The following is a 24945-nucleotide window of genomic DNA, read 5'->3' as shown; positions in this document are numbered from 1 at the left end:
GTGGTCGGGGTGGTGGTCGGGCTGCCGGCCTTGCGCCTGCGCACCTTCTACTTCGCCATGACGACGCTGGGCTTTGCCACCATCGTCACGCAGGTGGCGCTGGCCTGGCAGGACGTGACCGGCGGCGGCATCGGCATCGCCGGGCCGGAGATGCCGGTCCCCTTCGACTCCCGCCTCGGCTTCTACGGCCTGTGCCTCGCCGGCGCGGTGCTGTGCACCTGGATGACGCTCAACGTCGCGGGCAGCCGCTGGGGCCGGGCGCTGGTGGCGATCCGCGACGCCGAGGTGGCGGCGGAGGCCGTCGGCATCGCCAAGCCGCGCCTGCTCGTCGCGGTGTTCCTGTTCGCCGGCGGCGTCGCCGGCATCGCCGGCGGGCTGTTCGCCTCGCTCCAGACCTACATCACGCCGGACGCCTTCACGTTCGACCTGTCGCTCCTGTTCTTCATCGCGGTGCTGATCGGCGGCCGCGGCTCGGTGCTGGGGCCGCTGATCGGCACGGTCCTGCTCACCATCCTGCCGGAGGTGGCGGCCCCCCTCGCGGCCTGGTCGACCTTCCTCTACGCGGTGCTCCTCCTCGTCATCGTGGTGGCGTTGCCCGGCGGGATCGCCGACCTCCTCGACCGGAGCAAGAACCGCCCGCTGCCATCGGAGCGCAGCATCGCCCCGCGCAACGCCGCGCTCCAGGAGATCGCCGCGAGTGCCTCGGCGCGGGAGCCGATCACGCTGAAGGGCGTGCGCCTGAGCTTCGGCGCCGTGACGGCGATCGACGGGCTCGACCTGACCCTGCGCCCCGGCGGGGTCCACGGCCTGATCGGCCCCAACGGCTCGGGCAAGACCACGACGCTCAACGTCATCTCCGGCTATTACCGGCCGCAGGAGGGGCAGGTGACCCTGGGCGCCCGCTCGCTGCTGGCCGAGGCGCGGGAGGCGCGCGCGCTCCTGCGCATCGCCCGCACCTTCCAGACCCCGCGGATCGTCGGGGAGGCGAGCGTGATCGAGAACGTCATGCTCGGCGGCAGCGTCGAGGGCCGCGCCACCCTGGCGGAATCGCTCCTGTCGCTCCCGCGCCACCGCGCCGACGAGCGGCGTTTGCGCGACCAGGCCCGCCTCGCGCTCAGGGCGGTCGGGCTCGATCGCCTCGACGAAGTCCGGGCCGGGCGGCTCCAGCACAGCGAATTGCGCTTCCTCGAGATCGCCCGCGCCTTGATGCTGCGTCCGGCCTTCCTGCTCCTCGACGAGCCGGCGGCCGGCCTCTCGGCCACCGAGATCCAGCGCCTCGGCGGGCTGATCCGGGCGGTGGCGGATGCGGGCGTGGGCGTGCTCCTCGTCGAGCACCATGCCGACCTGATCTTCGCGATCTGCGACGAGGTCACGGTGCTCAATCTCGGCCGGGTGCTCGCCGCCGGCACGCCGGCGGAGATCCGCAGCCACAGGGAGGTGGTCAGTGCCTATCTCGGGGGGTGACCCGCTCCTGCGGGTCGAGGGGCTGGAGGCCGGCTACGGCAAGATCCGGGTGCTCCACGGCGTCGATCTGACGGTGCGGGCGGGCGAGGTGGTGACGCTGCTCGGCCCCAACGGCGCCGGCAAGTCGACGCTCCTGCGCGCGCTGTCCGGCCTGCTGCCGGTCGGGGCCGGCACGGTCCGGCTCGGGGACGCCCTGCTCTCGGGGGCGGGACCCCGCGCGGCGGTGCGGGCCGGGCTCTCGCACGTGATCGAGGGCCACCGGGTCTTCACCGGGCAGACCGTGCGCGAGAACCTGCTCCTCGCCGCCTACGACCTGCCCCGGGCCGAGCGCGAGGCGCGGATCAATGAGGCCTTGTCCCACTTCCCCGAGATCGCGGCGAAGAGCCACGACAAGGGCGCCTCGCTCTCCGGCGGCCAGCAGCAGATGCTGGCGGTGGCCCAAGGGCTGGTGCAGCGCCCGCGCCTCCTGATGCTCGACGAGCCCTCCGCCGGCCTCTCGCCGGTCCTGGTCGACCGGGTGCTGGAGGTGGTCTCGCGCCTGCGCCGGCAGGGCACCGCGGTGCTGCTGGTGGAGCAGCTCGTCGAGAAGGCGCGGGCGGTCTCGGACCGGGTCTACGCCCTGGCGCAGGGGCGGATCGTGCTCGAATCGGACGCCGGCGCGCTTGACCTGCCGGAGCGGCTGGAGCGGGCGTATTTCGGCACGGCGGTTCACGCCTGAGGCGGGGCGCGAGGTCCGGCGCGACTCCCCGACCTTCCGCTTGCCCCGCCGCCGCCGCCGAGACCCGGCACGGCCGGGTGCCGAAATCCCGCCGGATCGCGACGAGGATGCGCGTGACCGCCGTTGCGTCAGCGCAGGCCGCCCCCGACCCCCCCCGCCTCGACGGCGACCGACAGGCGGTCGGTGATCGCCCATTCGACCCCGACATGGGCATTGGGCAGGACCGCGATGTCGTCGCGCGAGAATGGCATCGAGACCGGGGTCGCCCCGGCCCGGACGGTGCCGTGCACGGCCGCCGCGCCCGCCCGGGCGTAGAGCAGGACGTCCGGCGTCAGCAGCGTGCCGACCTTCACCTGCACCGCCCCGGCAAAGTCGCGGGTGTAGCTGAGGCGGCCAAAGCCCGGCGTCAGGCCGCCGGAGGTCGCCGCCAGGTAATCGAACCCGCCGGCGATGCCGTAGACGAACCGGCCCTCCTGCCACATCCGCCCGCCCTCGAAGCCGATGGTCGGCCCGGCATAGCTGCCGAAATGCCGCGATGACACCGCCTCGAATCCCGTCGACAGCCGGGCATAGGAGCCGGACCAGCGGCCATCGCCGGCCCCCTCCAGACCAGTCCCCTCCAGATTCTTGGGCCAGGCGAAGACCGGCAGGAAGCCGAAGCCGACGAGGCCCTGCGCCGCGGCCGGATCCGGCCCGAGGGTGGCCAGGCTCGCGACGAGGCCGGCGGTGAGACAGGCCGCGAGGCGGCGGCGGGAGCGGGGATCGGCGCATCCGGTCATGGGGTCACGATAGCCGAGAGTGGGCCGCTTCGCATCGGGGATGCGGCGGAGGTTCGTCCCTGCACCTTGCGGCCGAAACCGGCCGATGCGGTCCGGCAGACCGATCATGGGGGGCAGTCGGGCCTGAGAGGCCGATGCGGTCATCGGCATCCTGACCCGGTGCGATCAGATCACACCGGCCTCGCATCGCCCCTCGGCCACATCCGCCCCATCACCTCGTCGCGGCGGATCCAGGCATGCCAGGCGACGGCGAGCAGGTGCAGGCCGAGCACGATCCCGAACCCCCAGCCGATCCAGTAATGGGCGCCGTCACCGGCCTGCGACAGCGCCTTGTCGACCGGGACGAGGCGCGGAAACGAGAACACGCCGAACCACGGCAGCCCGTAGCCGCCTGCCGCCGAGTAGACGTAGCCGCTGATCGGCAGGAACAGCATCAGCGCGTAGAGCGTCAGATGCGCCAGCGTCGCGGCGATATGGGCATGGCGGGAGGGGGCCGAGCGATAGGCCGGCTCGCCGGCGATCAGCCGGTAGACGACGCGCAGCGGCAGGAGCAGCAGCACCGTCAGGCCGATCGACTTGTGGATGTCGAGGAGTTCCCGCCGCGGCGAGGTGCCGGGCACCTGCCAGGCGGCGTAGACGCCTAAGGCCAGCGCCACCAGGATCAACGCCGCCATCAGCCAGTGGAAGCCGCGCTGGACGCGGTCGTAGTGGAAAGCTCTCCCGGGCCGGGACATCGGGCACGCCTCCTGCACGCGACGATACGCCCACGCTTTCACCGGGGATTGGGACGCGAGCGCGGCGGGATCGTGTCTGGACCGTCGCTGGCGCGCGGTTGCAACCGCGTCCCCCTCGGGACATATCCGGAACAGGTGCGGCTGCCGGCGCGCGGCCCCGATCCGGAGATCCGCCGCCGATGGCGAAGACCCATCAGACCTTCGCCTGCCAGTCCTGCGGCGCGGTCTATAACCGCTGGCGCGGTCGCTGCGAGGCGTGCAACGGCTGGAACACGATCGTCGAGGAGACCGGCGCCGGAAGCCCCGTCTCCGGCCCGGTCGCGACCCGGCCGAGCCGGGCCCGGGGCCGGATCTTCCCGCTCGAGGGCCTCACCGGCGAGGTCAAGGAGGCGCCGCGCACCTCGTCCGGCATCGCCGAGCTGGACCGGGTGACGGGCGGCGGCTTCGTGCGCGGCTCGGTGATCCTGCTCGGCGGCGATCCCGGCATCGGCAAGTCGACGCTCCTGATGCAGGCCTCCGCGGCGCTGGCGAAGCGGGGCGAGCGCGTCGCCTACATCTCGGGCGAGGAGGCAGTGGGTCAGGTGCGCCTGCGGGCCGAGCGGCTCGGGCTGGCGAGAGCCCCCGTGGAACTCGCCGCCGAGACCAATGTCGAGGACATCGTCGCCACCTTGAGCCAGGGGAAGCCCCCGGCGCTCGCCATCATCGACTCGATCCAGACGATGTGGACCGAGACGGTGGAATCGGCCCCCGGCACGGTCACCCAGGTGCGCGGCTCGGCCCAGAGCCTGATCCGCTTCGCCAAGACCTCGGGCACCGCCGTGATCCTGGTCGGCCACGTCACCAAGGACGGGCAGATCGCCGGGCCCCGGGTGGTCGAGCACATGGTCGATGCGGTGGCCTCGTTCGAGGGCGACCAGGGCCACCACTTCCGCATTCTGCGCGCCGTCAAGAACCGCTTCGGCCCGACCGACGAGATCGGGGTGTTCGAGATGACCGATGGCGGCCTGTCCGAGGTGCCGAACCCCTCCGCCCTCTTCCTCGCCGGGCGCGACCTCGCGGCGCCGGGCACCGCGGTCTTCGCCGGCATGGAGGGCACGCGGCCGCTCCTCGTCGAGATCCAGGCCCTGGTGGCGCCCTCGGCGCTCGGCATGCCGCGGCGCGCCGTGGTCGGCTGGGACCCCAACCGCCTGTCGATGGTGCTGGCAGTGCTGGAGGCCCATGGCGGCATCCGGCTGGGGGGTCACGACGTCTATCTCAACGTCGCCGGCGGCCTGCGCATCGGCGAGCCCGCCGCCGATCTCGCGGTGGCGGCGGCCCTCGTCTCCTCGCTTTCGGGCGCGGCGCTCCCGTCGGACGCGGTGTATTTCGGCGAGGTCGGCCTGTCGGGGGCGATCCGCCCGGTGGCGCAAGCCCCGGCGCGTTTGAAGGAGGCGCAGAAGCTGGGCTTCGCCAAGGCCCTGATGCCGCAGGGCCGGGAAGGCGCCGGCCGCGACGGCTCCGGAACGGGGTTTCCGGCGGAATCCCTGCGCCACATCGCCGATCTCGTGGCGGGCGTCGCCGCCAACGGCAAGCGGGGCGGGAGGCGGGCGGCGCAGCGGAGTCCGGTCTTGGACGACGAGGATCTGTGAGCCGCGCCGACAGGGTGACGGATCGAATCCGGCAGCGTATACAACCCCGGCGGTGCAGGGCAGCCGCGACCCTTCAGGCCACGCTCTCAAGCCCCCGAACCGTTCCTGCCGATGCCGTTCTCCGTTCTCGATCTCGTCGTGCTGGGTGTCGTCGTCATCTCTGCTTTGCTCGCGGCGGTGCGGGGCTTCACCCGCGAGGTGCTGGCGATCGTGGCCTGGGTCGCGGCGGCCGGCCTCGCCTGGTACCTGCACCCGCTGCTGCTGCCGACCGTGAAGCAGCACGTCGCCAGCGACACCGTCTCGCTGGTGGTGTCGATCGCCGCGATCTTCCTCGTGACCCTGCTGGTGGTCTCGGTGATCACCGTGAAGATCTCGGACCTGATCCTCGATTCGCGCATCGGCGCGGTCGACCGCAGCCTCGGCCTCGCCTTCGGGGCGGCCCGCGGCTTCCTGATCTGCGTCATCGGCTGGGTGTTCCTGGCCTGGCTGGTGCAGGGCAAGGTGCCGGATTGGGCCCAGCAGGCCCGCAGCCGCGAGATCCTGGAGAACAGCGGCCAGAAGCTCGTGGCGATGCTGCCGGACAACCCGGAAGGCCTGCTCAAGCAGTTCCGCAAGCCCAAGCCCGAAGTCGATCCCGGCACCGACGCGCCGGCCGAGGCGGATGCCCCGCCGCAGCGCCGCACCGATGCCAGCCCGCGCCGCTGACGCCGGCCACGGACCTGTCACCAGACCGCTGCAAGGGCGCCCGACCGGCGCCCTTTGCATGTGAGGTACGCCGCGCAACGCACGTTTGACGCCTTGGTTCCGCCGAGAGCAGCGATTACATAGCCGGCGGCGAGGCAAACGATCGGACGCGACGCATCGGGATGCGGGCGGCGCGGATCCTGCCTTTTCGGGGTGAATCAGGCCCGCGCGCGGATGGTGTCGGTGCGCGGGGTCGGCGAGGCGAGGCCGTGCGGTGACCGGCCACCAGGGGCTTCTCATCATGTCAGCACGCAGCGAAACCTTCCGGGGAGCCCCCGGGACGAGCGAGGCGTTCGGCGGCGATCTCGACCTCGACGGCGACACCCTGCGCGAGGAGTGCGGCGTCTTCGGCATCTACGGCCATCCGGACGCCGCAGCGATCGTCGCGCTCGGCCTCCACGCCTTGCAGCATCGCGGCCAGGAAGCGGCCGGCATCGTGTCGTTCGACGGCCGGGTGTTCCATTCCGAGCGCCGCATGGGCCTCGTGGGCGATTCCTTCTCCGACCTCGCCACGATCGAGCGCCTGAAGGGCGAGACGTCGATCGGCCACGTGCGCTACTCGACCACCGGCGAGACCATCCTGCGCAACGTGCAGCCGCTCTTCGCCGAGTTGGAGACCGGCGGCCTCGCCGTCGCGCATAACGGTAACCTGACCAACGGCCTGCTGCTGCGCCGCCAGCTCGTGCGCGACGGCGCCATCTGCCAGTCGACCTCCGACACGGAAGCGATCCTCCACCTCGTCGCCCGCTCGCGCCACGTCCGCATCGTCGACCGGGTGATGGACGCCCTGCGCCAGATCGAGGGCGCCTACGCCCTCGTGATGATGACGAACAAGAAGCTGATCGGCGCCCGCGATCCGTTGGGGATTCGCCCGCTGGTGCTGGGCGAGCTGGACGGCCGCTACATCCTGGCCTCCGAGACCTGCGCCCTCGACATCATCGGCGCCCGCTTCGTGCGCGACGTCGACAACGGCGAGATGGTGGTGATCTCGGACGAGGGCATCGAATCGATCCGCTTCGCCCGGGCGCTGCCCTTGCGCCCCTGCATCTTCGAGTACATCTACTTCGCCCGTCCCGATTCGGTCGTGAACGGCAAGAACGTCTATTCGGTGCGCAAGAACATCGGCGTCGAGCTGGCGAAGGAATCGTCGGCCGACGCCGACATCGTGATCCCGGTGCCGGATTCCGGCGTGCCGGCGGCACTCGGCTATGCGCAGCAGACCGGGCTTCCCTACGAGCTGGGCATCATCCGCAACCACTATGTCGGCCGCACCTTCATCCAGCCGACCCAGTCGGTGCGCGAACTCGGCGTGCGGATGAAGCACTCGGCCAACCGGGCGGCGGTCGAGGGCAAGCGGATCGTCCTCGTTGACGACAGCCTGGTGCGCGGCACCACCTCGGTGAAGATCGTCCGGATGATGCGCGAGGCCGGTGCCCGCGAGGTGCATTTCCGCATCGCCTCACCGCCGATCACCCATCCCGACTTCTACGGCATCGACACGCCGGAGAAGGAGAAGCTGCTCGCCGCCACCCACGACCTGGAAAGCATGCGCCAGTATATCGGCGCCGACTCGCTCGCCTTCCTGTCGATCGAGGGGTTGTACCGGGCGATGGGCGAGGAGGGCCGTGACGCCGCTCGCCCGCAATACACCGACCATTGCTTCACTGGCGATTACCCGACGGCGCTGACCGACCTCGCGGTCGCCTCGCCGCGCCAGATGGCGATCCTCGCCGAGGCCGATTGATCCCCGAGGCCGACTGACCTGATGTCCGACACTCCCCTCCCCGCCAAGCCCCTCAGGGATCGCCTCGCCGTCGTGACCGGGGCCTCGCGCGGCATCGGCCGCGCGGCGGCCCTGGCGCTCGCCGAGGCCGGCGCCCACGTGATCGCGGTCGCCCGCACGCAAGGAGCGCTCGAGGAACTCGACGATGCCGTGCGGGCGGCGGGCGGCTCCGCCACCCTCGTTCCCCTCGACCTGTGCGACTACGACGCCATCGACCGCCTCGGCGCCGCGATCCACGAGCGCTGGGGCCGGCTCGACGTGCTCGTCGGCAATGCCGGCGTGCTCGGCAAGCTGATGCCGCTCGGCCATATCGACCCGAAGGTCTGGTCGACCGTGATGGACGTCAACGTCACGGCGAACTGGCGCCTGATCCGCTCCCTCGACCCGCTGCTGCGGCGCTCGGAGGCCGGGCGGGCGGTGTTCGTCACCTCGGGCGCGGCCTCGTCGTGCCGGGCCTATTGGGGGCCCTACGCGGTGTCGAAGGCTGCCCTCGAAGCGCTGGTGCGGACCTACGCGGCGGAGACCGCCTCGACGCCGGTGCGCGCGATGCTGCTCAATCCCGGCCCCCTGCGCACTGCGATGCGCAAGGCCGCGATGCCGGGCGAGGACCCGGAGACCCTGCGCACGCCGGAGGATCTGGCGCCCCACATCGTGCGGCTCGCGAGCCCGGACTGGACCGAAAGCGGGACGATCTTCGACTTCCCGACCGGACAGGTGCTGACGCCGCAGAAGCCGGCCTGAGCCTGAGCCTCGTCCGACGAAACGGCCACCGGTTCGTCGCCGATTACGCGGCGCGGTCACCAGCATGCCGCATCCTTCGCGCGCGTCGCGCGCGAAGGATGTCCCGCGACCTCCCTCCGCGGCGATCGGCTGCGCCATCCCGGCCTCCAGCCCTCAGCAGATGTCGCCGACGGGGTCACCGGTTCGGCGGCAAAAGTCCGCGATGAAACAAGAACCTGAGCGGACGACGCGGTCGCCTGCCCACGCTAGAGCGCTTCACGATTGCGTTGCCATCGCGAAGCTTCTCTCGCTCATTGATTTTGCCGCATTTTGTACGACGAACCGGTATCCACTTCGTCGGAAAATGCTCCAGTCTGCTTAGCCTCTCGGGCACAGAATCCGCTTCTCCATCGGACGTTCCCAGCCTGGTCTCGACGCACGCAGCCACGCTGTGGCGGTGCGAGGCGGGCCATGTCCCCCATGGGCGTCGCGGCAAAGCGATCTTTTGTGTCTTCCGCAACGGACACCCCACCTTTGAACCTTAAATGTTCAAGGGCGGCTCATGGCTGATCGAATTTGAGCCGACAGATCGATGTCCATCGTTGCGGGTCCGTGATTTAATAGTGCATTAGGTACCTCCGGCCCAACAGGGATGCAGGGGAACCTCATCACACTGGGCTCCGCTGGGGCCCGGCCGCAGACGGGACGGCCAGCCGTGACCACAAGCACCGACGTCATGTACCGGCGGCTCGTCCAGGGCATCACGGATTACGCGATCTTCATGCTCGATCCGCATGGAGTCGTGATGAACTGGAATGCCGGGGCCACGAAGGCCAAGCAGTTTACCGGCGACGAGATGGTGGGCCGCCACTTCTCGTGCTTGTACAGGCCGGAGGATCTCGCGGCAGGACTGCCCGAGGCCGGCCTGCGCGAGGCCCGCGAGACCGGCCGCTTCGAAACGGAAGGCTGGCGCATCCGTCGCGACGGCACGGTCTTCTGGGCCCTCGCCGTCATCGACGCGATCCGGGACGAGGACGGCCACCTCATCGGCTTTGCCAAGATCACCCGCGACTGCACCGACAAGCGCAAGCGGGAGCTGGAACTCCTGGACGCCAAGGCGATCGCCGAGCGCCACCGCGACGAGCTGGTCGCCACGACGGCCTTCCTCGACAGCGTGGTCGCCACCATGCCGTCGAGCGTCATCGTGCAAGACGGGGCGACGGGGCTGATCCGGCTCGCCAACCGCCAGGCGGAGCGGCTGCTCTGCCGCTGCGCCGGCGAGCTGGTCGGCCAGCCGGCGGAGGCGGCCCTGCCGGCCCCCCTGGCGATGCTGCTGACGAGCGCCCTCGCGGCGGCGGCCACTCCCGCGGCGGCGGCCGTCACGGTCGAGGCGCCGGTCGCGACCGCCTGGGGCTCGCGCACGCTGCGGATGCGCGCCCTGGCGATCGGCGGGCGCGGCGAGCAGCCGCTCCACGGCCTGCTCATCGCCGAGGATGTCAGCGAGGCCCATGCCGCGAGCCTGCGGATCCACCACCTCGCCCATCATGACGGGCTGACCGGCCTGCCCAACCGCGAACTCTTCCGGCTGCGGCTTTGCGAGGTCCTGGCTGCGGCCAGCGCCGTCCCGGACGCCGACGGCACGAGGGACAGCGCGAGCAGGGGGACGAGCACCGCGGTCCTGTGCCTCGATCTCGACGACTTCAAGCGCGTCAACGACACACTCGGCCACCCGGTCGGCGACCAGCTGCTGCGCATCCTCGCCCAGCGCTTCCGGCACGCCCTGCGCCCGGGCGACACCCTGGCGCGCCTCGGCGGCGACGAGTTCGCGGTCGTCGCCCCGCTCGTCGCGACAGAGGCGGAGGCGGACGCCCTGGCCGATCGCCTGGTCGCGGCCTTGCGCGCGCCGATCGCGATCGAGGGTCAGCGGATCGAGACGGGCGTCAGCATCGGCCTCGCGCTTGCGCCCGCCGATGCCGACAGCGCCGACGGGCTCCTGCGCAGCGGTGAACTGGCACTCTCCGAAGCGAAGCGCCGGGGCCGCGGCCGGCCCGTGCGGTTCCACGGCGCGCTCGCAGCCTCGGCCCGCTACCGCCGCCTGATCGAGACCGATCTTCGCGGGGCGATCGCCCGGCGCGAGCTCGGCCTGCACTACCAGCCGATCGTGCGGGCGGAGGACGGCGAGACCGTCGGATACGAGGCACTCCTGCGCTGGCAGCATCCTGCGCGCGGCCCGATCTCGCCCCTCGACTTCATCCCGGTCGCCGAGGAAACCGGGCTCATCCACGAGATCGGCGCCTTCGTGCTGCACGAGGCTTGCCGGGAGGCGAGCCGGTGGACGAGCGGCCGGAGCATCGCCGTCAACCTGTCGCCGGTGCAGTTCCGCAACGCGGCGCTGGCGGCCCAGGTCGCCTCGGCGCTCGCCGCCTCCGGCCTGCCCGCCACCCGGCTCGAAGTGGAGATCACCGAATCGGTGCTGCTCGACGCCTCGTCGAACAACCTCGCGCTGCTGGGGCAGCTCAAGCAGCTCGGGCTCCGGATCGCCCTCGACGATTTCGGCACCGGCTACTCGTCCTTGAGCTATCTGTGCACGTTCCGGTTCGACAAGATCAAGATCGACCGCGCCTTCGTGCGCGAGATCTGCGTCAGCCGCGAGGCCCTGGCGGTGGTGCGGGCGATCACGGGCTTGAGCCGCAGCCTCGCCATCGCCACCACGGCGGAGGGCGTCGAGACTCCCGATCAGGCCGCCTGTCTGCGCCGGGAGGGCTGCACCCAGCTCCAGGGCTACCTCTACGGCAAGCCGATGCCGGCAAGTGCACTGCCTGAGAGTGGGATGGCCCTGCGCGCCGGCGCGTGACGTCCCTGCCCTTCGGCCGGCTGGCCCTCGGCGTGGCGGGCGGGCTATCAGGGGTCGGCAAGAAGGTAGGCAAGAGGGACGGGGAGGATCCGGGCCGATGATCGACGTGCGGGCGATGTGCGCCATCGGGCAGCGGGGCCAGCTCGGCCTCCACGGGCGGCTGCCCTGGGAGGGCAACACCGATCCGCTCTATGTCGAGGACGTGACGCGCTTCTTCGCCGTCACGCAGGGCCACGTGCTGATCGCCGGGCCGAAGACCATTGAGGCGGTGCCGGACTTCGCCTTCAGGGACCGGACGATCGACATCATCCGCTCGCACGAGGATCCGGTTGCGGTGCTGGCGCGCTATCCCGGCCGGCGCATCTATGTCGGCGGCGGCATCGCGGTGTGGAACGTCTATGCGCCGTTCATCCAGCAATGGGACATCACCCGCCTGCCCTATGACGGCGAGGCCGACCGCTGGTTCGACCCCGCCTGGCTGGTGGGGCGCGGGCGGGACTGAGCGCCGCCCTTGCCGAGACTGGGCCCGCCAGACCGTTACCGGCCGGCGTCGAGGGCGAGGTTGAGCGCGAGCACGTTCACCCGCTGCTCGCCCAGGATGCCGAGCAGCCTGTCCTGGGTCTGGGCGGCGACCAGCGCCCTGACCCGGTCCTCCGGCAGGCCGCGGACCTTCGCGACCCGGGGCACCTGGAACAGGGCGGCCTCCGGCGAGATGTCGGGATCGAGGCCCGAACCCGAGGTGGTGACGAGGTCCATCGGCACCGGGGCGGCGGGGTTCTCGCTCTTGAGCCTGGCGACATCGTCCTTGACCCGGTCGAGGAGCGCCCGGCTCGTCGGCCCGAGATTCGAGCCGCCGGAACTGGATGCATTGTAGGGCGCGGCCACCGTCTTGGAGGCGTCGGCCGGATCAGGCGCCACGGTGGCGGAAGGGCGGCCGTGGAAGTAGCGCTCGCTGGCGAAGTTCTGGCCGAGGAGGGCGGAGCCGACGACCACGCCGTCGCGCTCCACGAGGCTGCCGGCGGCCTTGGCCGGGAAGATCGCCCCGGCGATCCCCGTCATGGCGAGCGGATAAACAATCCCTGTGATCGCCGTCAGGGCGGCGGTGAGGACCAGGGCCGGACGCAGATGGGTGAGCATGGGGGTGTCGTCCTCAGGCGAGGTGGAGGGCGGTGACGGCGAGGTCGATCAGCTTGATGCCGACGAAGGGCACCAGGATCCCGCCGAGGCCGTAGACCAGGAGGTTGCGGCGCAGCAGCGCGGCCGCGCCGACCGCCCGGTAGCGCACGCCCTTGAGGGCGAGCGGGATCAGCGCCACGATGATCAGCGCGTTGAAGATGATCGCCGACAGGATCGCGCTCTGGGGCGAGGCCAGCCCCATCACGTTCAGCGTCTGCAATTGCGGGTAGAAGGCCAGGAACATCGCCGGGATGATGGCGAAATATTTCGCCACGTCGTTGGCGATCGAGAAGGTGGTGAGCGCGCCGCGGGTCATCAGCAGCTGCTTGCCGATCTCGACGATCTCGATGAGCTTGGTCGGGTCGGAATCGAGGTCGACCATGTTGCCGGCCTCGCGGGCCGCCACCGTGCCGGTATTCATCGCCACGCCGACATCGGCCTGGGCGAGGGCCGGGGCATCGTTGGTGCCGTCGCCGCACATCGCCACGAGCTTGCCCTGCGCCTGCTCCTTGCGGATCAGCGCCAGCTTGTCCTCGGGCGTGGCCTGGGCGAGGAAGTCGTCGACGCCGGCTTCCGCCGCGATCGCCGCCGCGGTCATCGGGTTGTCGCCGGTGATCATCACCGTGCGGATGCCCATCCGGCGCAGCTCCGCGAAGCGCTCGCGGATGCCGCCCTTGACGATGTCCTTGAGGTGGACGACGCCGAGCAGCTGGCCGTCGCGGGCCACCGCCAGCGGCGTGCCGCCGGCCTTGGCGATCTCCTCGGCAATGGCCCGGATCTCCTGGGCGGCCACCATGTCGAGGCGGGGGTGCAGCGCCCGGGCGGTGGCCCCGGTCGCGATCGGCACCGGAGCGGATTCCAGGCTGGCGATCACCGCCTCGACCGCGCCCTTGCGGATCGAGGAGCCGTCGAGGTCGATGCCCGACATCCGCGACTGCGCGGTGAAGGGCACGAAGGTGGCCGCAAGGCTTGCCATGTCGCGGGCGCGGATGCCGTACTGCTCCTTGGCCAGCACCACGATCGAGCGGCCCTCCGGCGTCTCGTCGGCCAGCGACGCGAGCTGCGCCGCATCGGCCAGGGCCTCGGCGGTGACGCCCCGCACCGGGCGGAACGCGGTCGCCTGGCGGTTGCCGAGGGTGATCGTGCCGGTCTTGTCGAGGAGCAGCGTGTCGACGTCGCCCGCCGCCTCGACCGCCCGGCCCGACATGGCGAGCACGTTGAAGCGCACCAGCCGGTCCATGCCGGCGATGCCGATCGCCGAGAGCAGCGCCCCGATCGTGGTCGGGATCAAGGTGACGAAGAGCGCCACCAGCACCGTCATCGGGATCGCGCCGCCGGCATAGGACGCGAAGCTCGGGATCGAGCCGACCGCGAACACGAACACGATGGTGAGGCCGGCAAGCAGGATGTTGAGGGCGATCTCGTTGGGGGTCTTCTGCCGGGCGGCGCCCTCGACGAGGGCGATCATCCGGTCGATGAAGGTCGAGCCGGCAGCGGCGGTGATCCGCACCCGGATCCAGTCGGAGAGCACCTGCGTGCCGCCGGTCACCGCCGAGCGGTCGCCGCCGGATTCGCGGATGACGGGGGCGGATTCGCCGGTGATCGCCGCCTCGTTGACCGAGGCGACGCCCTCGATCACCTCGCCGTCGGACGGGATCAGGTCGCCGGCCTCGACCAGCACCACGTCGCCGACCTTCAGGTCGGGGCCGGGAACGACGCGATGGGCGTCGCGCGGGCCGCCGGGCAGGGCGGCGGCGCCGGTGAGGAGCTTCGCCGTGGTCTCGGTGCGGGTGCGGCGCAGGGATTCGGCCTGCGCCTTGCCGCGGCCCTCCGCCACCGCCTCGGCGAAGTTGGCGAACAGCACGGTGAACCACAGCCAGAGGATGATCTGGCCGGTGAAGGCGAGGTTCTGGCCGCCCGCGACGACGTCACGGACGAACAGCAGGGTGGTGAAGGCCGCCACGACCTCGACCACGAACATCACGGGGTTCTTCACCATCTGGCGCGGGTCGAGCTTCGTCACCGCGTTGATACAGGCCGGCCCGAGCAGGGCGGCGTCGAACAGGGATTTCTGGGAGGCGTGAGCCATCGGAGTCGGGTCCGGACAAACGGGCGGAGGATCGGGAGGAAGAAGCGGCACCGGCCGTGGAAAGGGCCTTGGCGCCGCTGGTCGGGTCAGGGCCGGTCGGGTCAGGGCCCGAGGGCGCGGCTCGCCAGGGCGATCGAGGCCCAGATCGCCAGGGCTCCGAGGAGCCCGAGGCCGGCGAGCACCAGGACGATGTCAATGGCACGCATCTGGAAGCGCTCGCGCCGGGAGGCCGGCCGGGGCCGGTGGCGGGCGAGGGCCCGGGCCCGGGCCCGGGCCGCGCGGCGTTGCGCGGGCCCCGGCTCGGGCCGCGGGAGAACGAGGCCGCCCATCGTCAGCCTCCCGTGGCGAAGGTCTGGCCGGCCTGGCCGGCGAGGTGCTCGACGATCGGCCCGAGCGCCAGGGCCGGGAAGAAGGTCAGGCCACCGATGATCACGATCACGCCGACGAGCAGGCCGACGAACAGGCCGCCATGGGTCGGGAAGGTGCCGGCGGAGGCGGGCACCGTCTTCTTGGCGGCGAGCGAGCCGGCGATGGCGAGGGCCGGGATCTTCACGAAGAACCGGCCGACCAGCATCGCCAGCGCGAGGGTCGAGTTGTAGAACAGCGTGTTGGCCGACAAGCCGGCGAAGGCCGAGCCGTTATTGGCCGCCGCCGAGGTATAGGCGTAGAGGATCTCCGAGAAGCCGTGCGGGCCGGCATTGGCTGGCCCCGCGAGGCCGGCCGGCAGCACCGTGGCGAGCGCGGTGAAGCCGAGCATCATCAGCGGCAGGCAGAGGATGCCGAGCATCGCCATCTTCACCTCCTTGGCCTCGATCTTCTTGCCGAGATATTCGGGGGTGCGCCCGACCATCAGCCCGGCGACGAAGATCGCCACCACGACGAAGATCAGCATGCCGTAGAGCCCGGCGCCGACACCGCCGACGATGATCTCGCCGAGCTGCATGTTGATGAGCGGGATCATGCCGCCGAGCGCCGTGAAGGAGTCGTGCATGGCGTTGACGGCGCCGCAGGAGGCCGCCGTGGTGATGACGGCAAAGAGCGCCGAGCCGACGATGCCGAAGCGCACCTCCTTGCCCTCGAGGTTGCCGCCCTCGAGTCCGAGCCCGTGGAGGAGCGGGGTTCCGGCGGCCTCCGCCCAGTAGGTGACGGCGACGCCGGCGATGAACAGGACGCCCATGGCGGCGAGGATCGCCCAGCCCTGGCGCTCGTCCCCGACCATGCGGCCGAACACGTTGGTGAGCGCGGCACCGATCGCGAAGATCGACACCATCTGGACGAAGTTCGCCAGCGCGGTCGGGTTCTCGAACGGGTGCGCGGCATTGGCATTGAAGAACCCGCCGCCATTGGTGCCGAGCAGCTTGATCGCCACCTGGCTCGCGACGGGCCCGAGCGCGATGGTCTGCTTGGCCCCTTCGAGCGTCGTCGCGTCGACAGAGGCACCGAGGGTCTGCGGGATCCCCTGCCAGACCAGGAACAGCGTGTAGACGATGCAGAGCGGCAGCAGCACGTACAGGGTCGCCCGGGTCAGATCGACCCAGAACGAGCCCAGCGTGCGTGTCGAGGCACGGGAGAAGCCGCGGATCAGCGCCACCGCGGCGGCCATGCCGCTCGCCGCCGAGAGGAAGTTCTGGTGCGTCAACCCCAGCATCTGCGACAGGTAGGAGAGGGTGCTCTCGCCGCCGTAGCTCTGCCAGTTGGTGTTGGTGATGAAGCTCGCCGAGGTGTTGAAGGCGAGGTCCGGCGCCACGGCCGACTGGTCGGCCGGGTTGAGCGGCAGCACCGCCTGGAGGCGCAGGATGCCGTAGAGCACCAGGAAGCCCAGGATGTGGAAGACGACCATCGCCCCCGCATAGGCGAGCCAGTGCTGCTCCTGGCGCTCGTCGAGGCCGGCGAGGCGATAGAGCCCGCGCTCGACCGGGCCCAGGACGGGGGAGAGAAGGGTGCGCTCGCCGGTGAAGACCCGGGTCATATAGAGACCGAGCGGCTTCACGAGGGCGAGGACGACCGCGCAATACAGCGCGATCTGAATCCAGCCGATGAGAGTCACGGGACAGATTCCTTCAGAACCGCTCGGGGCGGACGAGGGCGTAGGTGAGGTAGGCGAGCAGACCGAGGGTCATGAGGCTGCCGAGCACATAATCGAGCGTCATGGCGGGCCCGGTCACAGGCGTTCGCACAGGGAAACGTAGCCGAGCGACAGGGCGAAGAAGCCCAGGCCGGCCGCGACGAAGACAACATCGAGCATTGGTGTTCCCGCGGTCGGATGGCCCGGGCCTCACTGTCCCTCACGGAACTCCCGGTCGCCGCCACAGCGGGCCATGACGGCGGGCCATGACGGCGACCGGGAGTTTCGTAGGGTGCAGTGTGGGCACCGGGACGCATCGGGGCGGACCGCCCGGGAGGCGGTCTCACCGCGGCACAAGGCACCCGAACCGCATAGGGGTTCGAGACGGCGCGCAAGGCGACGCTATAAGAATCGTATAAAAGAAAAGATCGGGCCGCGCGGCGCGCGGCCGGACAGTCAGCGCCCGCCCAGTGCCCGGGCCGGCGCGGTGGCGAGGTCGACCGCGCCCTCGGCGGTGTCGCCGAGGCCCTGGCCGAGGTTGCGCAGGTGCTCGCCGTAGGTCTCGCGGCTCTGGGGGTCAATCACCGCGACGGGGGCCGAGACGGCGAGGCCGGCGGCGGTGCCGACCGTGGCGGCGGCGCCCGCGGTCATCTGGACGATGCGGTCGCTCAAGCCGACGCGGGAATCGGTGATGGTCTGGCCCTGCGCCAGGCGGTTGCCGAGCAGCGCCACGAGCTGCGGGCTGCCGGCGAACTTGCCATGGTTGAGGGGATCGCTCCCCTTCATGGCGGTCAGGTTGAGGACCGCGATGTTCTCGCGGGCCAGCTCGGTGCGGTAGGGCTCGGTCGAGGGATCGATGGCGCCGAGCCGGGCGCCGGAACTGCCCCAGACGAGGCGCGAGACCGCGAGCGCGTTGTCGTCCTGGGAGACGAACAGGCTCAAGCGAGGCCGGGACGGGCCCATATCGCGAAAAGCCTCGCGGGCGAGGTCGACATCGACGTCGGGCGCGGCCAGCACCACGTCGCGGATCTTTTGCGCCACGCGCCCGTCGCGGATCGCCATCTGGCGCAAGGCTTCGAGCACCAGCCAGTTGCCCATCGAATGGGCGAGCACCGTGATCTCGGCGACATCAGGGCTCTGTGCGACGCGCCGCAGCACGTCTTCGAGGGCGTTGCGCGAGTAGTTGGTGCTCTCGCGGTCGTAGCCGTAGGCCAGCACGCTGCCGCGGGAGGGCCAGGTGAACAGGACCGGCACCACCTCGGCCCGCGTGTCGTGCACGATCTGGGCGAAGCGGTAGACCGCGTCCTCGAAGCGGTTGTTGAAGCCGTGGACGAAGACCAGCACGTGGCGCTTGCCACCACGGGCGGTGTGGCGGAGGCGGGCGGCCGCCTCCGGCCGGTCCAGGGTCTCGGCCTTCAGGGTCACGAAATCGGTGGCGGGGTTGCCCGGCAGCTCCTTCGGCCACTGCACCGTGCCGGGCTGGCGCACCGAATCCGGCGGGATCGAGACCGTGATGTCGGCGTAGGACAGGGCCGGCCCGCGATCGCCCGAATACATCTCGCCAGGATTGGCGGCGGTCTTGCGGGTCGTCGCCACCAGCATGTCGACGCGCGACGCCCCCGGCACCGTCGCGGCCACCGGCGCCAGCACGCCCTTCGGCGCCCCCGCGCAGGCGCCGAGCAGGGTCGCAGCGAGAAGGACTCCCAGGCACCGGTTCCGCACGAAAGCCCCCTTCGCCAAGACCTGCTCCTCATCCGCGCCGGGCCGGGCAACCCTGCGGCGCCGGCGCTCCCCCGCGCCCGATTCTCGCGGGTCACCCCTTAAGGATGAGCCAAACCGGTGCGGCGCCAATGGGGCGGCGGAACCGGGCCGCGCTTCCGCGCGCGACCGTTGCCGCAGAGGCACGGTTTCGCCCACCGGCGGGCTCCCCGCCCGATCCGATTTTCAGGACGGCGGGAAATGCTCTAGAGGCTGCCGGAAACGTCCCGGCTTTCCGTCGCGCGGGCCGGTTCTCTCCCGCTTGGGTCCATGGTCGCCCCCCTCCCCCTCTCGATCTTCCTCATCGCCCGCAACGAGGCCGACCGGCTCGGCGCCACGCTGGCGGCGGTCCGCGACCTGACCGACGACCTGATCGTGGTCGATTCCGGCTCCACCGACGGCACGCAGGCGCTGGCCGCCTCCTTCGGCGCGCGGGTGATCGAACGGGACTGGCCCGGTTACGGGCCGCAGAAGCGCTTCGCCGAGGAGCAGTGCCGGCACGTCTGGATGCTGAACCTCGACGCCGACGAGGTGGTGCCGCCGGAGCTGGCCACCGAGATCCGCCGGCTGTTCTCGGCCGGCGAGCCGCCGCACCCGGCCTACGCGATCGGCATCGCCGAGGTGTTTCCCGGCGAGATCCGGCCGCACCGCCTCGCCTATACGCTGTGGCCGGTGCGGCTCTACCGGCGCGACCGCGGCCGCTACTCGCCCTCGCCGGTGCATGACCGGGTCGATCTCGATCCCGGCGTGACGGTCGGGCGGCTGCGGGCGGTGATCCACCATTTCTCGGTCCGGTCACTCGGCGACCAGCTCGACAAGCTGAACCGCTATTCCGACCAGCAGGCCGACGACCTGGAAGCCCGCGGGGTCCGGATCCCGACCTGGCGCCTGTTCGTCGAGCTTCCGGGCAACTTCCTCAAAGCCTATTTCGGCCGGCGCCACTGCGTGCGCGGCGCCTACGGCTTCCTCACGGCGATGAACTACGCGATCTCGCGCCACCTGCGGGTCGCCAAGCACTACGAGCGCAGGATCGGCGGCCGGACCGGACCATCCGGAAGACGCGACGGCTGAACAACCGGGAGGCGCAGGGTGATCCCGGAGGAGAACCCGGGATCGGCGCCCCTAAGCCGATCGTGCCGAAGCGGCCACCGGTGCGACGGACAATAATCTGCTATAAGACAATCACTTGATCGGACAAGGCGTTGGCCCGGCGCCGCAAGTCTGCGTCGACCTGACAGCACGGGACGGGAGGCGTATGGTCCGTCCGGCTGACCCGATCCTCACCGACACGACACCGAGCGGAGGCGACGACCCTTGGCGAGGAAGACCCGCGCGGAACCGGGCACCGATGGGGCCGGCGGTCGGCCGCCGGAGCGGCCGGTGGTGGTCGGCGTCGGCGCGTCGGGGATCGCAATCGACTCCCTGGAGCGCTTCCTCGCCCATGCCCCGGAGATGCCGGGCATCGCCCTCGTGGTGTCCCTTCGGCAGCGGGAGGTGATCGACGAGGCGCGCTGGCGCATGGTGCTGGCGCGGGCGCTCGCCCTGCCGCAGGCGGCGGTCGAGGAGGGAGCGGCGGTCGAGGCCGGGCACCTCTATCTCCTGCCGGAGGATGGCACCGCGGCCCTGGTCCAGGGGCGGTTCCGGCTGGCGGCGGCGGACGATCCGGCCGGCCGGGGCAGCCTCGACACCTTCCTGGTCGCCTTAGGCGAGGACCAGGGCGCCCACGCCGTGGCGGTGGTGCTGGCCGGCACCGGCAGCGACGGCACGCTCGGCGTCACCGCCGTCAAGGCGGCGGGCGGCCTGACCCTGGCCGAGCCGAATGGCGAGGAGGGGCATTCCGGCAGCACCGCCGCCTCGCTCGCCGACCACGTGGTACTGCCCGAGCTGATGGCGGACCGGATCCTCTCCTATGCCCGCCACCTGCGTCGCGGGGGCGAGGCCCGGCCGGCCGAGGCCGAAGCCGCGAGCGATTCCCTGATCCGCATCGCCACCATCCTGCGCAACAAGACCGGGCACGACTTCCACGGCTACAAGCAGAACACCTTCCTGCGCCGCGTCCACCGCCGGATGCAGGTGGTGCAGGTCGAGACGGTCGAAGCCTATGTCGAGCACCTGCGCGGCGATCCGGACGAGGTGCAGAACCTGTTCAACGACCTCTTGATCGGGGTGACGCAGTTCTTCCGCGATCACCGCGAGTTCGAGCTGCTCGAAACCGAGGTCGTGCCGCGGCTGTTCTCGGCTAAGGGCTCGGGCGACCAGGTCCGAATCTGGGTGCTCGGCTGCGCCACCGGCGAGGAAGCCTACTCGATCGGCATCCTGCTGCGCGAGCACATGGCGAAGCTCGACACGGTGCCGCAGGTGCAGATCTTCGCCACCGACATCGACGGGCGGGCGCTGGCGACCGCCCGGGTCGGCCGCTACGCCGAGGCGGTCGCCCGCCAGATCCGGCCCGACCGCCTCGCCCGCTGGTTCGTCAAGGAGGGCTCGACCTACTGCATCGTCAAGGAGCTGCGGGAGATGTGCATCTTCTCGCAGCACAACGTGATCAAGGACGCCCCGTTCTCGCGCCTCGACCTCGTCTCGTGCCGCAATCTGCTGATCTACCTCAACGGCGATTTGCAGAACCGGGTGATCCCGCTGTTCCATTTCGCCCTGCGGCCGGGCGGGTTCCTGTTCCTCGGCAATTCCGAGAACGTCACCCGGCACGCCAAGCTGTTCTCGGCCGTCGACCGGCGCTACCGCATCTTCCGCCGCCTGGAGAGCGCCACCCGGATCCTGCCCGAATTCCCCCTGACCATGACGGTCGACCGGCGCCAGGCGGAAGGCGGCGGCCTCCTGCGGCCGCGGGCGATCGAGGGCGACCTCGCCCGCCGGGCCGAGCAAGTGGCGGAGCGCTACGCCCCGGCCTACGTGGTGGTCGACGACGCCTACGACGTGCTGCACTTCTCCGGTCGCACCGGGCGCTACATCGACCCGGCGACGGGCGCGGCGAGCCTCAACCTGCTCAACCTCGTCCACCGCGACCTGCGCCTCGACCTGCGCGCCGCCCTCCTGAAGGCGGGGGCCGAGCACCGCACCATCAAGGCCGAGCGCACCGCCATGGGCTCGGATGGCGAGCGGCGCCTCGTCACCCTGGTGGTCGAGCCGGTGCCGGGCCCCGACGGGCCGCCGAGCTTCGTCATCCTGTTCCAGGAGGGCGAGACGCTGGAGGGCGACGGCGCCGAGGAGCCGACCCCGTCCTTCCTGCGCGACGAGCACGTCCAGCGCCTCGAGAGCGAGCTGCGGCTCACCCGCGAGCGCCTCCAGGCCACGATCGAGGAGCTGGAGAGCACCAACGAGGAGCTGAAATCCTCCAACGAGGAATACCAGTCGATCAACGAGGAGCTGCAATCCGCCAACGAGGAGCTGGAAACCTCGAAGGAGGAGCTGCAATCGGTCAACGAGGAATTGCAGACCGTCAACGGCGAACTTGGCCATCGGGTCAACGATCTGGGCAGAGCCAACAGCGACCTGAAGAACCTGCTCGAAAGCACCCAGATCGCCACGGTGTTCCTCGACAACGAGTTCCGGGTGAAGAACTTCACCCCGGCGGTGACCGACATCTTCCACCTGATCGAGTCCGACCTCGGCCGGCCGATCACCCATATCGCGGCGCGGATCCTCTATCCCGAGCTGCCCGACGACGTGCGCAAGGTGCTGCGCACGCTCGGCACGATCGAGCGCGAGGTCGGCAACCCGGAGAGCGGCGCGCGCTACCTCGCCCGGGTGCTGCCCTACCGCTCGATCGACAACTTCATCGCCGGGGTCGTCATCACCTTCCTGGACATCACCGCCACGGCCCGGGCCGAGCGGGCCCTGCGCGCGAGCCAGGAGCGCTTCCGCCGGATGGAGCGCATCGTCCCGGCCTTCCTGTTCACCGCCGATGCCGCGCTGAACTGGATCTACGTCAATCCGCGCTTCTACGAGCATACCGGCCTGGAGGACGGCAAGGCGCTCGGCCTCGGCTGGCTCACGGTGATGCATCCCGACGACGTCGAGGAGAACCAGCGCCGCTGGCAGCGGGCGGTGGCCAAAAGCGACGCCTTCGAGCACGAGTTCCGGTTCCGGGCGGCGTCCGGCAGCTATCGCTGGTTCACCGTCCGGGCCGAGCCGATGGCCGATCCGGATGGCGGCGCCGTGACCTGGTTTGGCTCCTGCACCGACAGCCACGAGCGGCGGATGGCCGAGGACCGCCAGCGGCTGCTGCTCACCGAGTTGCAGCACCGGGTGAAGAACATCCTGGCGGTGGTGCGCTCGGTGGCCAACCGCACCGCCGAGGGCCAGACCTCGCTGGCCGACTTCGTGATGCATTTCGATGGCCGGCTCGGGGCTCTCGCCCGGACCCAGAACATCCTGACCCGCAGCCCCGACGCCGCCACCGACCTCGCCGAGCTGATCGGCGAGGAGGTCCTGTCGCACGCGGTGCGGGACGGCGGCCAGGTCACCCTCGACGGTCCGGAGGTGCGCCTGCCGCAGAAGACCGCCGAGACCCTGGGCCTGGTGCTGCACGAATTGGCCACCAACGCGATCAAGTACGGGGCTCTCGCCCGGCCGGAGGGGCGAATCGCCATCACCTGGCACCTCTCCGGCGAGGAGGCCGACCGGCGCCTGCATCTCGAATGGCAGGAGAGCGGCGTCACCCTGATGGCGACCGCGCCGGCCCGGCGCGGCTTCGGGCGCGAGCTGATCGAGCAGGGGCTGGTCTACGAGTTCGGCGCCACGACGGCCCTCGACTACCGCCCGGGCGGCGTGCGCTGCATCATCGCCCTGCCGGTGCGGGCGCCCCACGCATCGGAACAGGCGCCGCAGGCCGTGGGACACGCGCCGCTGGCACGGTCCCGCGCGACGCGGGGGAACGGCGCATCGCCCGCGGAGACCGACGATGCCGGCTGAACCGCTCGCCCACGGCCTCGCCGCCTCGGACGCGGTCCTGCGCCACCTGTCCGGCTACGCCGCGCTGACGCCGGACGAGGAGGGGCTGCTGCGCGAGATCACCGCCCATCCGGTCGCGGTGCCGGCCCGGGCCGAGCTGGTGCGCGATGGCGAGGCGGCGCCGCGGCCGCAGGTGCTGGTGGAGGGCTGGGCCTGCCGCCAGCGGCTCCTCGCCGATGGACGGCGCCAGATCGTCGTCATGCTGCTGCCGGGTGACCTGATCGGCCTCGATCTGCGCCGGCGCGCGCTGCCCTTCGGTTCGGTCACGGCCCTGACGCCGGCCCTTGTCTGCGAGGCGGACGCCCTGCGCACGCACGCCGCGTCGCGGGCCGCCCCGCCCGACCGGGCGACCGGCTTGGCGGCGGCGCTCCAGCAGGCGCGGGAGATGGAGGAGATCTGGCTCGTCAACCAGGTGGTGCGCCTCGGACGGCAGACCGCCTACGAGCGCGTCGCGCATTTCCTCCTGGAGTTGCGCGAGCGGCTGGCGGCGGTGGACCGGGTCCAGGAGAACCGCTTCCCGTTCCCGATCACCCAGGAGGTGCTGGCCGACGCGCTCGGCCTCAGCGTCGTGCACATGAACCGCACGATGCAGCAACTGCGCCGCGACGGATTGGTGGAGCAGCGCGCCACCGCCATCACCCTGCGCGACATTCCGGCCCTCGTCTCGGTAGCGGATTATGTCGGCGCCTACGGCGCCTGAACGCCGGCGATCCGGCATCCGGGCCACCTCTCATCAGTGCAAATTTTCACATAGGTGATGGAACGGTCTGGAAAAGGCCAGCACCCTCAGGGGCGTCGCGGCAGGTCTTGCCGGACCGTCCCTGCTGTCCCGGTCTCGACCGGGTGGACGACCATCAGGGACGTTGCTGAGGCCCCCAAGTCGACTCACCGCCCTGCTCGCTCCCGCCGGCAGGGCCTCTTTTTGCGCGTGGACCGACGCCTGTCGCCCGCAGGCGACGATGCCGCGTTGCCAGTCCCGGAAAACCTTCCCATCCTGCCCGCGCCGGCGCGACGCGCGGCGTCTCCTTCAGGCGAGCGAGGGGGGATCGGACGTGGAGGATTACCAGGCCGAATTGCAGCGCCAGATCCGCCTTGGCGACATCGCCACCGGCGAGGCGGCGGGCGCCTGCCTGCCGGGCCTGCTGCGCCGCCTGCGCCACCACGAGGCCCGGGCCAGCGCCGTGCCGTACCCGTTCCGCCTGTACCATCTCTGGCGCCGCAACAGCCTGCGCCGGCAGGTGGCCGATGCGCGCTGGCATGTCGAGCAGGGCCGCGCCGCCCGGATGGGCGAACTGGCGTCGCGGCGCTGACCTTGGCCCCCTGACCTTATACCAACGGCCCAAGATGCTGACGCATCGGGCCGTTGACCCAACTCGAATTTTCGATGTCAAGCCAGAGGCTTGGCGAAAATTCGAGAACAGAACCAAAGGTCGTTTTCTACGACCGTTGGTATAAGCCGGAC

The 24945-nt window shown here is 70.9% G+C and carries 20 protein-coding genes; 12 read left to right on the top strand and 8 right to left on the bottom strand.

The window, feature by feature from the left end; translation table 11 throughout:
• Positions 1–1464 (top strand): branched-chain amino acid ABC transporter ATP-binding protein/permease (locus VP06_RS22195; RefSeq protein ID WP_048465963.1); only part of this gene is annotated, 1464 nt, incomplete at its 5' end.
• On the top strand, positions 1445–2182 hold the full coding sequence (locus VP06_RS22190) for an ABC transporter ATP-binding protein (RefSeq protein WP_053081982.1): 738 nt from the start codon (positions 1445–1447) through the stop codon (positions 2180–2182). The genes VP06_RS22195 and VP06_RS22190, both read left to right, overlap by 20 nt.
• Before the next feature lie 128 nt (positions 2183–2310).
• Here VP06_RS22190 and VP06_RS22185 read toward each other — a convergent pair whose 3' ends face one another.
• Together VP06_RS22185 and VP06_RS22180 are read right to left on the bottom strand one after the other, a co-directional pair.
• On the bottom strand, positions 2311–2961 hold the full coding sequence (locus VP06_RS22185; protein WP_048465967.1) for an outer membrane protein: 651 nt from the start codon (positions 2959–2961) through the stop codon (positions 2311–2313).
• A gap of 170 nt (positions 2962–3131) precedes the next feature.
• Entirely contained in the window at positions 3132–3695 is a 564-nt protein-coding gene (locus VP06_RS22180) for a cytochrome b (RefSeq protein ID WP_048465962.1), read from the bottom strand.
• Positions 3696–3874: 179 nt separating this feature from the next.
• On the opposite strand from VP06_RS22180, the gene radA reads away from it, so the two are divergent.
• From radA to VP06_RS22150, 6 genes are all read left to right on the top strand, one after another.
• The gene (gene radA, locus VP06_RS22175) at positions 3875–5323 is read left to right on the top strand and encodes a DNA repair protein RadA (protein ID WP_048465961.1); all 1449 of its coding nucleotides are present in this window, start codon (positions 3875–3877) and stop codon (positions 5321–5323) included.
• 111 nt (positions 5324–5434) lie between these two features.
• A complete protein-coding gene (locus VP06_RS22170) occupies positions 5435–6028 on the top strand; it encodes a CvpA family protein (RefSeq protein ID WP_048465960.1) in 594 nt (197 codons plus the stop codon).
• A gap of 280 nt (positions 6029–6308) precedes the next feature.
• Positions 6309–7811 carry an amidophosphoribosyltransferase gene (purF, locus tag VP06_RS22165; protein ID WP_048465966.1) on the top strand — a complete coding sequence of 501 codons (1503 nt, stop codon included), beginning with the start codon at positions 6309–6311 and terminating at the stop codon, positions 7809–7811.
• A 21-nt stretch (positions 7812–7832) separates the two neighbouring features.
• Entirely contained in the window at positions 7833–8591 is a 759-nt protein-coding gene (locus tag VP06_RS22160) for an SDR family NAD(P)-dependent oxidoreductase (RefSeq protein ID WP_048465959.1), read from the top strand.
• Positions 8592–9285: 694 nt separating this feature from the next.
• Positions 9286–11424, top strand: coding sequence for a putative bifunctional diguanylate cyclase/phosphodiesterase (locus tag VP06_RS22155; protein WP_048465958.1), 2139 nt, complete (start codon positions 9286–9288; stop codon positions 11422–11424).
• A 97-nt stretch (positions 11425–11521) separates the two neighbouring features.
• Complete coding sequence (locus VP06_RS22150; RefSeq protein ID WP_048465957.1) at positions 11522–11926, top strand: dihydrofolate reductase family protein; 405 nt, start codon at positions 11522–11524, stop codon at positions 11924–11926.
• A gap of 35 nt (positions 11927–11961) precedes the next feature.
• On the opposite strand, the gene VP06_RS22145 is transcribed toward VP06_RS22150, so the two are convergent.
• The 6 genes from VP06_RS22145 to VP06_RS22125 form a co-directional block, all read right to left on the bottom strand.
• Complete coding sequence (locus VP06_RS22145; RefSeq protein WP_048465956.1) at positions 11962–12561, bottom strand: K(+)-transporting ATPase subunit C; 600 nt, start codon at positions 12559–12561, stop codon at positions 11962–11964.
• A gap of 13 nt (positions 12562–12574) precedes the next feature.
• Positions 12575–14689 (bottom strand): potassium-transporting ATPase subunit KdpB, encoded by a 2115-nt coding sequence (gene kdpB / locus VP06_RS22140; RefSeq protein WP_048465955.1) that lies wholly within the window; start codon positions 14687–14689, stop codon positions 12575–12577.
• A 101-nt stretch (positions 14690–14790) separates the two neighbouring features.
• Positions 14791–15018 carry a hypothetical protein gene (locus VP06_RS22135; protein WP_048465954.1) on the bottom strand — a complete coding sequence of 76 codons (228 nt, stop codon included), beginning with the start codon at positions 15016–15018 and terminating at the stop codon, positions 14791–14793.
• Between the two features lie 2 nt (positions 15019–15020).
• Positions 15021–16736 (bottom strand): potassium-transporting ATPase subunit KdpA, encoded by a 1716-nt coding sequence (gene kdpA / locus VP06_RS22130; protein WP_048465953.1) that lies wholly within the window; start codon positions 16734–16736, stop codon positions 15021–15023.
• A 13-nt stretch (positions 16737–16749) separates the two neighbouring features.
• Complete coding sequence (locus VP06_RS34125) at positions 16750–16839, bottom strand: K(+)-transporting ATPase subunit F (RefSeq protein WP_156295717.1); 90 nt, start codon at positions 16837–16839, stop codon at positions 16750–16752.
• Between the two features lie 371 nt (positions 16840–17210).
• Positions 17211–18494 carry an alpha/beta hydrolase gene (locus VP06_RS22125; RefSeq protein WP_048465952.1) on the bottom strand — a complete coding sequence of 428 codons (1284 nt, stop codon included), beginning with the start codon at positions 18492–18494 and terminating at the stop codon, positions 17211–17213.
• A 288-nt stretch (positions 18495–18782) separates the two neighbouring features.
• On the opposite strand from VP06_RS22125, the gene VP06_RS22120 reads away from it, so the two are divergent.
• The 4 genes from VP06_RS22120 (at position 18783) to VP06_RS22105 (ending at position 24793) form a co-directional block, all read left to right on the top strand.
• Positions 18783–19583: a glycosyltransferase family 2 protein gene (locus tag VP06_RS22120; protein WP_048465951.1), complete on the top strand. Its 801-nt coding sequence runs from the start codon at positions 18783–18785 to the stop codon at positions 19581–19583.
• 243 nt (positions 19584–19826) lie between these two features.
• Positions 19827–23444, top strand: coding sequence for a CheR family methyltransferase (locus VP06_RS22115; RefSeq protein ID WP_063928414.1), 3618 nt, complete (start codon positions 19827–19829; stop codon positions 23442–23444).
• On the top strand, positions 23434–24183 hold the full coding sequence (locus VP06_RS22110; protein ID WP_053081981.1) for a Crp/Fnr family transcriptional regulator: 750 nt from the start codon (positions 23434–23436) through the stop codon (positions 24181–24183). The genes VP06_RS22115 and VP06_RS22110 overlap by 11 nt, the downstream gene beginning before the upstream one ends.
• Before the next feature lie 352 nt (positions 24184–24535).
• Positions 24536–24793, top strand: coding sequence for a hypothetical protein (locus tag VP06_RS22105; RefSeq protein WP_048465950.1), 258 nt, complete (start codon positions 24536–24538; stop codon positions 24791–24793).
• Positions 24794–24945 lie beyond the last annotated feature (152 nt).

The sequence above is a fragment of the Methylobacterium aquaticum genome (assembly GCF_001043915.1).
GTDB lineage: Bacteria > Pseudomonadota > Alphaproteobacteria > Rhizobiales > Beijerinckiaceae > Methylobacterium > Methylobacterium aquaticum.
This window is presented reverse-complemented; position numbering and strand designations above follow the sequence as displayed.

Excerpts from the sequence above, each read along its gene's own strand:
- VP06_RS22150 (WP_048465957.1), top strand. The coding sequence starts at position 11,522 with ATGATCGACGTGCGGGCGATGTGCGCCATCGGGCAGCGGGGCCAGCTC.
- VP06_RS22160 (WP_048465959.1), top strand. The coding sequence starts at position 7,833 with ATGTCCGACACTCCCCTCCCCGCCAAGCCCCTCAGGGATCGCCTCGCC.
- VP06_RS22145 (WP_048465956.1), bottom strand. The coding sequence starts at position 12,561 with ATGCTCACCCATCTGCGTCCGGCCCTGGTCCTCACCGCCGCCCTGACG.
- radA (WP_048465961.1), top strand. The coding sequence starts at position 3,875 with ATGGCGAAGACCCATCAGACCTTCGCCTGCCAGTCCTGCGGCGCGGTC.
- purF (WP_048465966.1), top strand. The coding sequence starts at position 6,309 with ATGTCAGCACGCAGCGAAACCTTCCGGGGAGCCCCCGGGACGAGCGAG.
- VP06_RS34125 (WP_156295717.1), bottom strand. The coding sequence starts at position 16,839 with ATGACGCTCGATTATGTGCTCGGCAGCCTCATGACCCTCGGTCTGCTC.
- VP06_RS22135 (WP_048465954.1), bottom strand. The coding sequence starts at position 15,018 with ATGGGCGGCCTCGTTCTCCCGCGGCCCGAGCCGGGGCCCGCGCAACGC.
- VP06_RS22110 (WP_053081981.1), top strand. The coding sequence starts at position 23,434 with ATGCCGGCTGAACCGCTCGCCCACGGCCTCGCCGCCTCGGACGCGGTC.
- VP06_RS22180 (WP_048465962.1), bottom strand. The coding sequence starts at position 3,695 with ATGTCCCGGCCCGGGAGAGCTTTCCACTACGACCGCGTCCAGCGCGGC.
- VP06_RS22185 (WP_048465967.1), bottom strand. The coding sequence starts at position 2,961 with ATGACCGGATGCGCCGATCCCCGCTCCCGCCGCCGCCTCGCGGCCTGT.
- kdpB (WP_048465955.1), bottom strand. The coding sequence starts at position 14,689 with ATGGCTCACGCCTCCCAGAAATCCCTGTTCGACGCCGCCCTGCTCGGG.
- VP06_RS22120 (WP_048465951.1), top strand. The coding sequence starts at position 18,783 with ATGGTCGCCCCCCTCCCCCTCTCGATCTTCCTCATCGCCCGCAACGAG.
- VP06_RS22170 (WP_048465960.1), top strand. The coding sequence starts at position 5,435 with ATGCCGTTCTCCGTTCTCGATCTCGTCGTGCTGGGTGTCGTCGTCATC.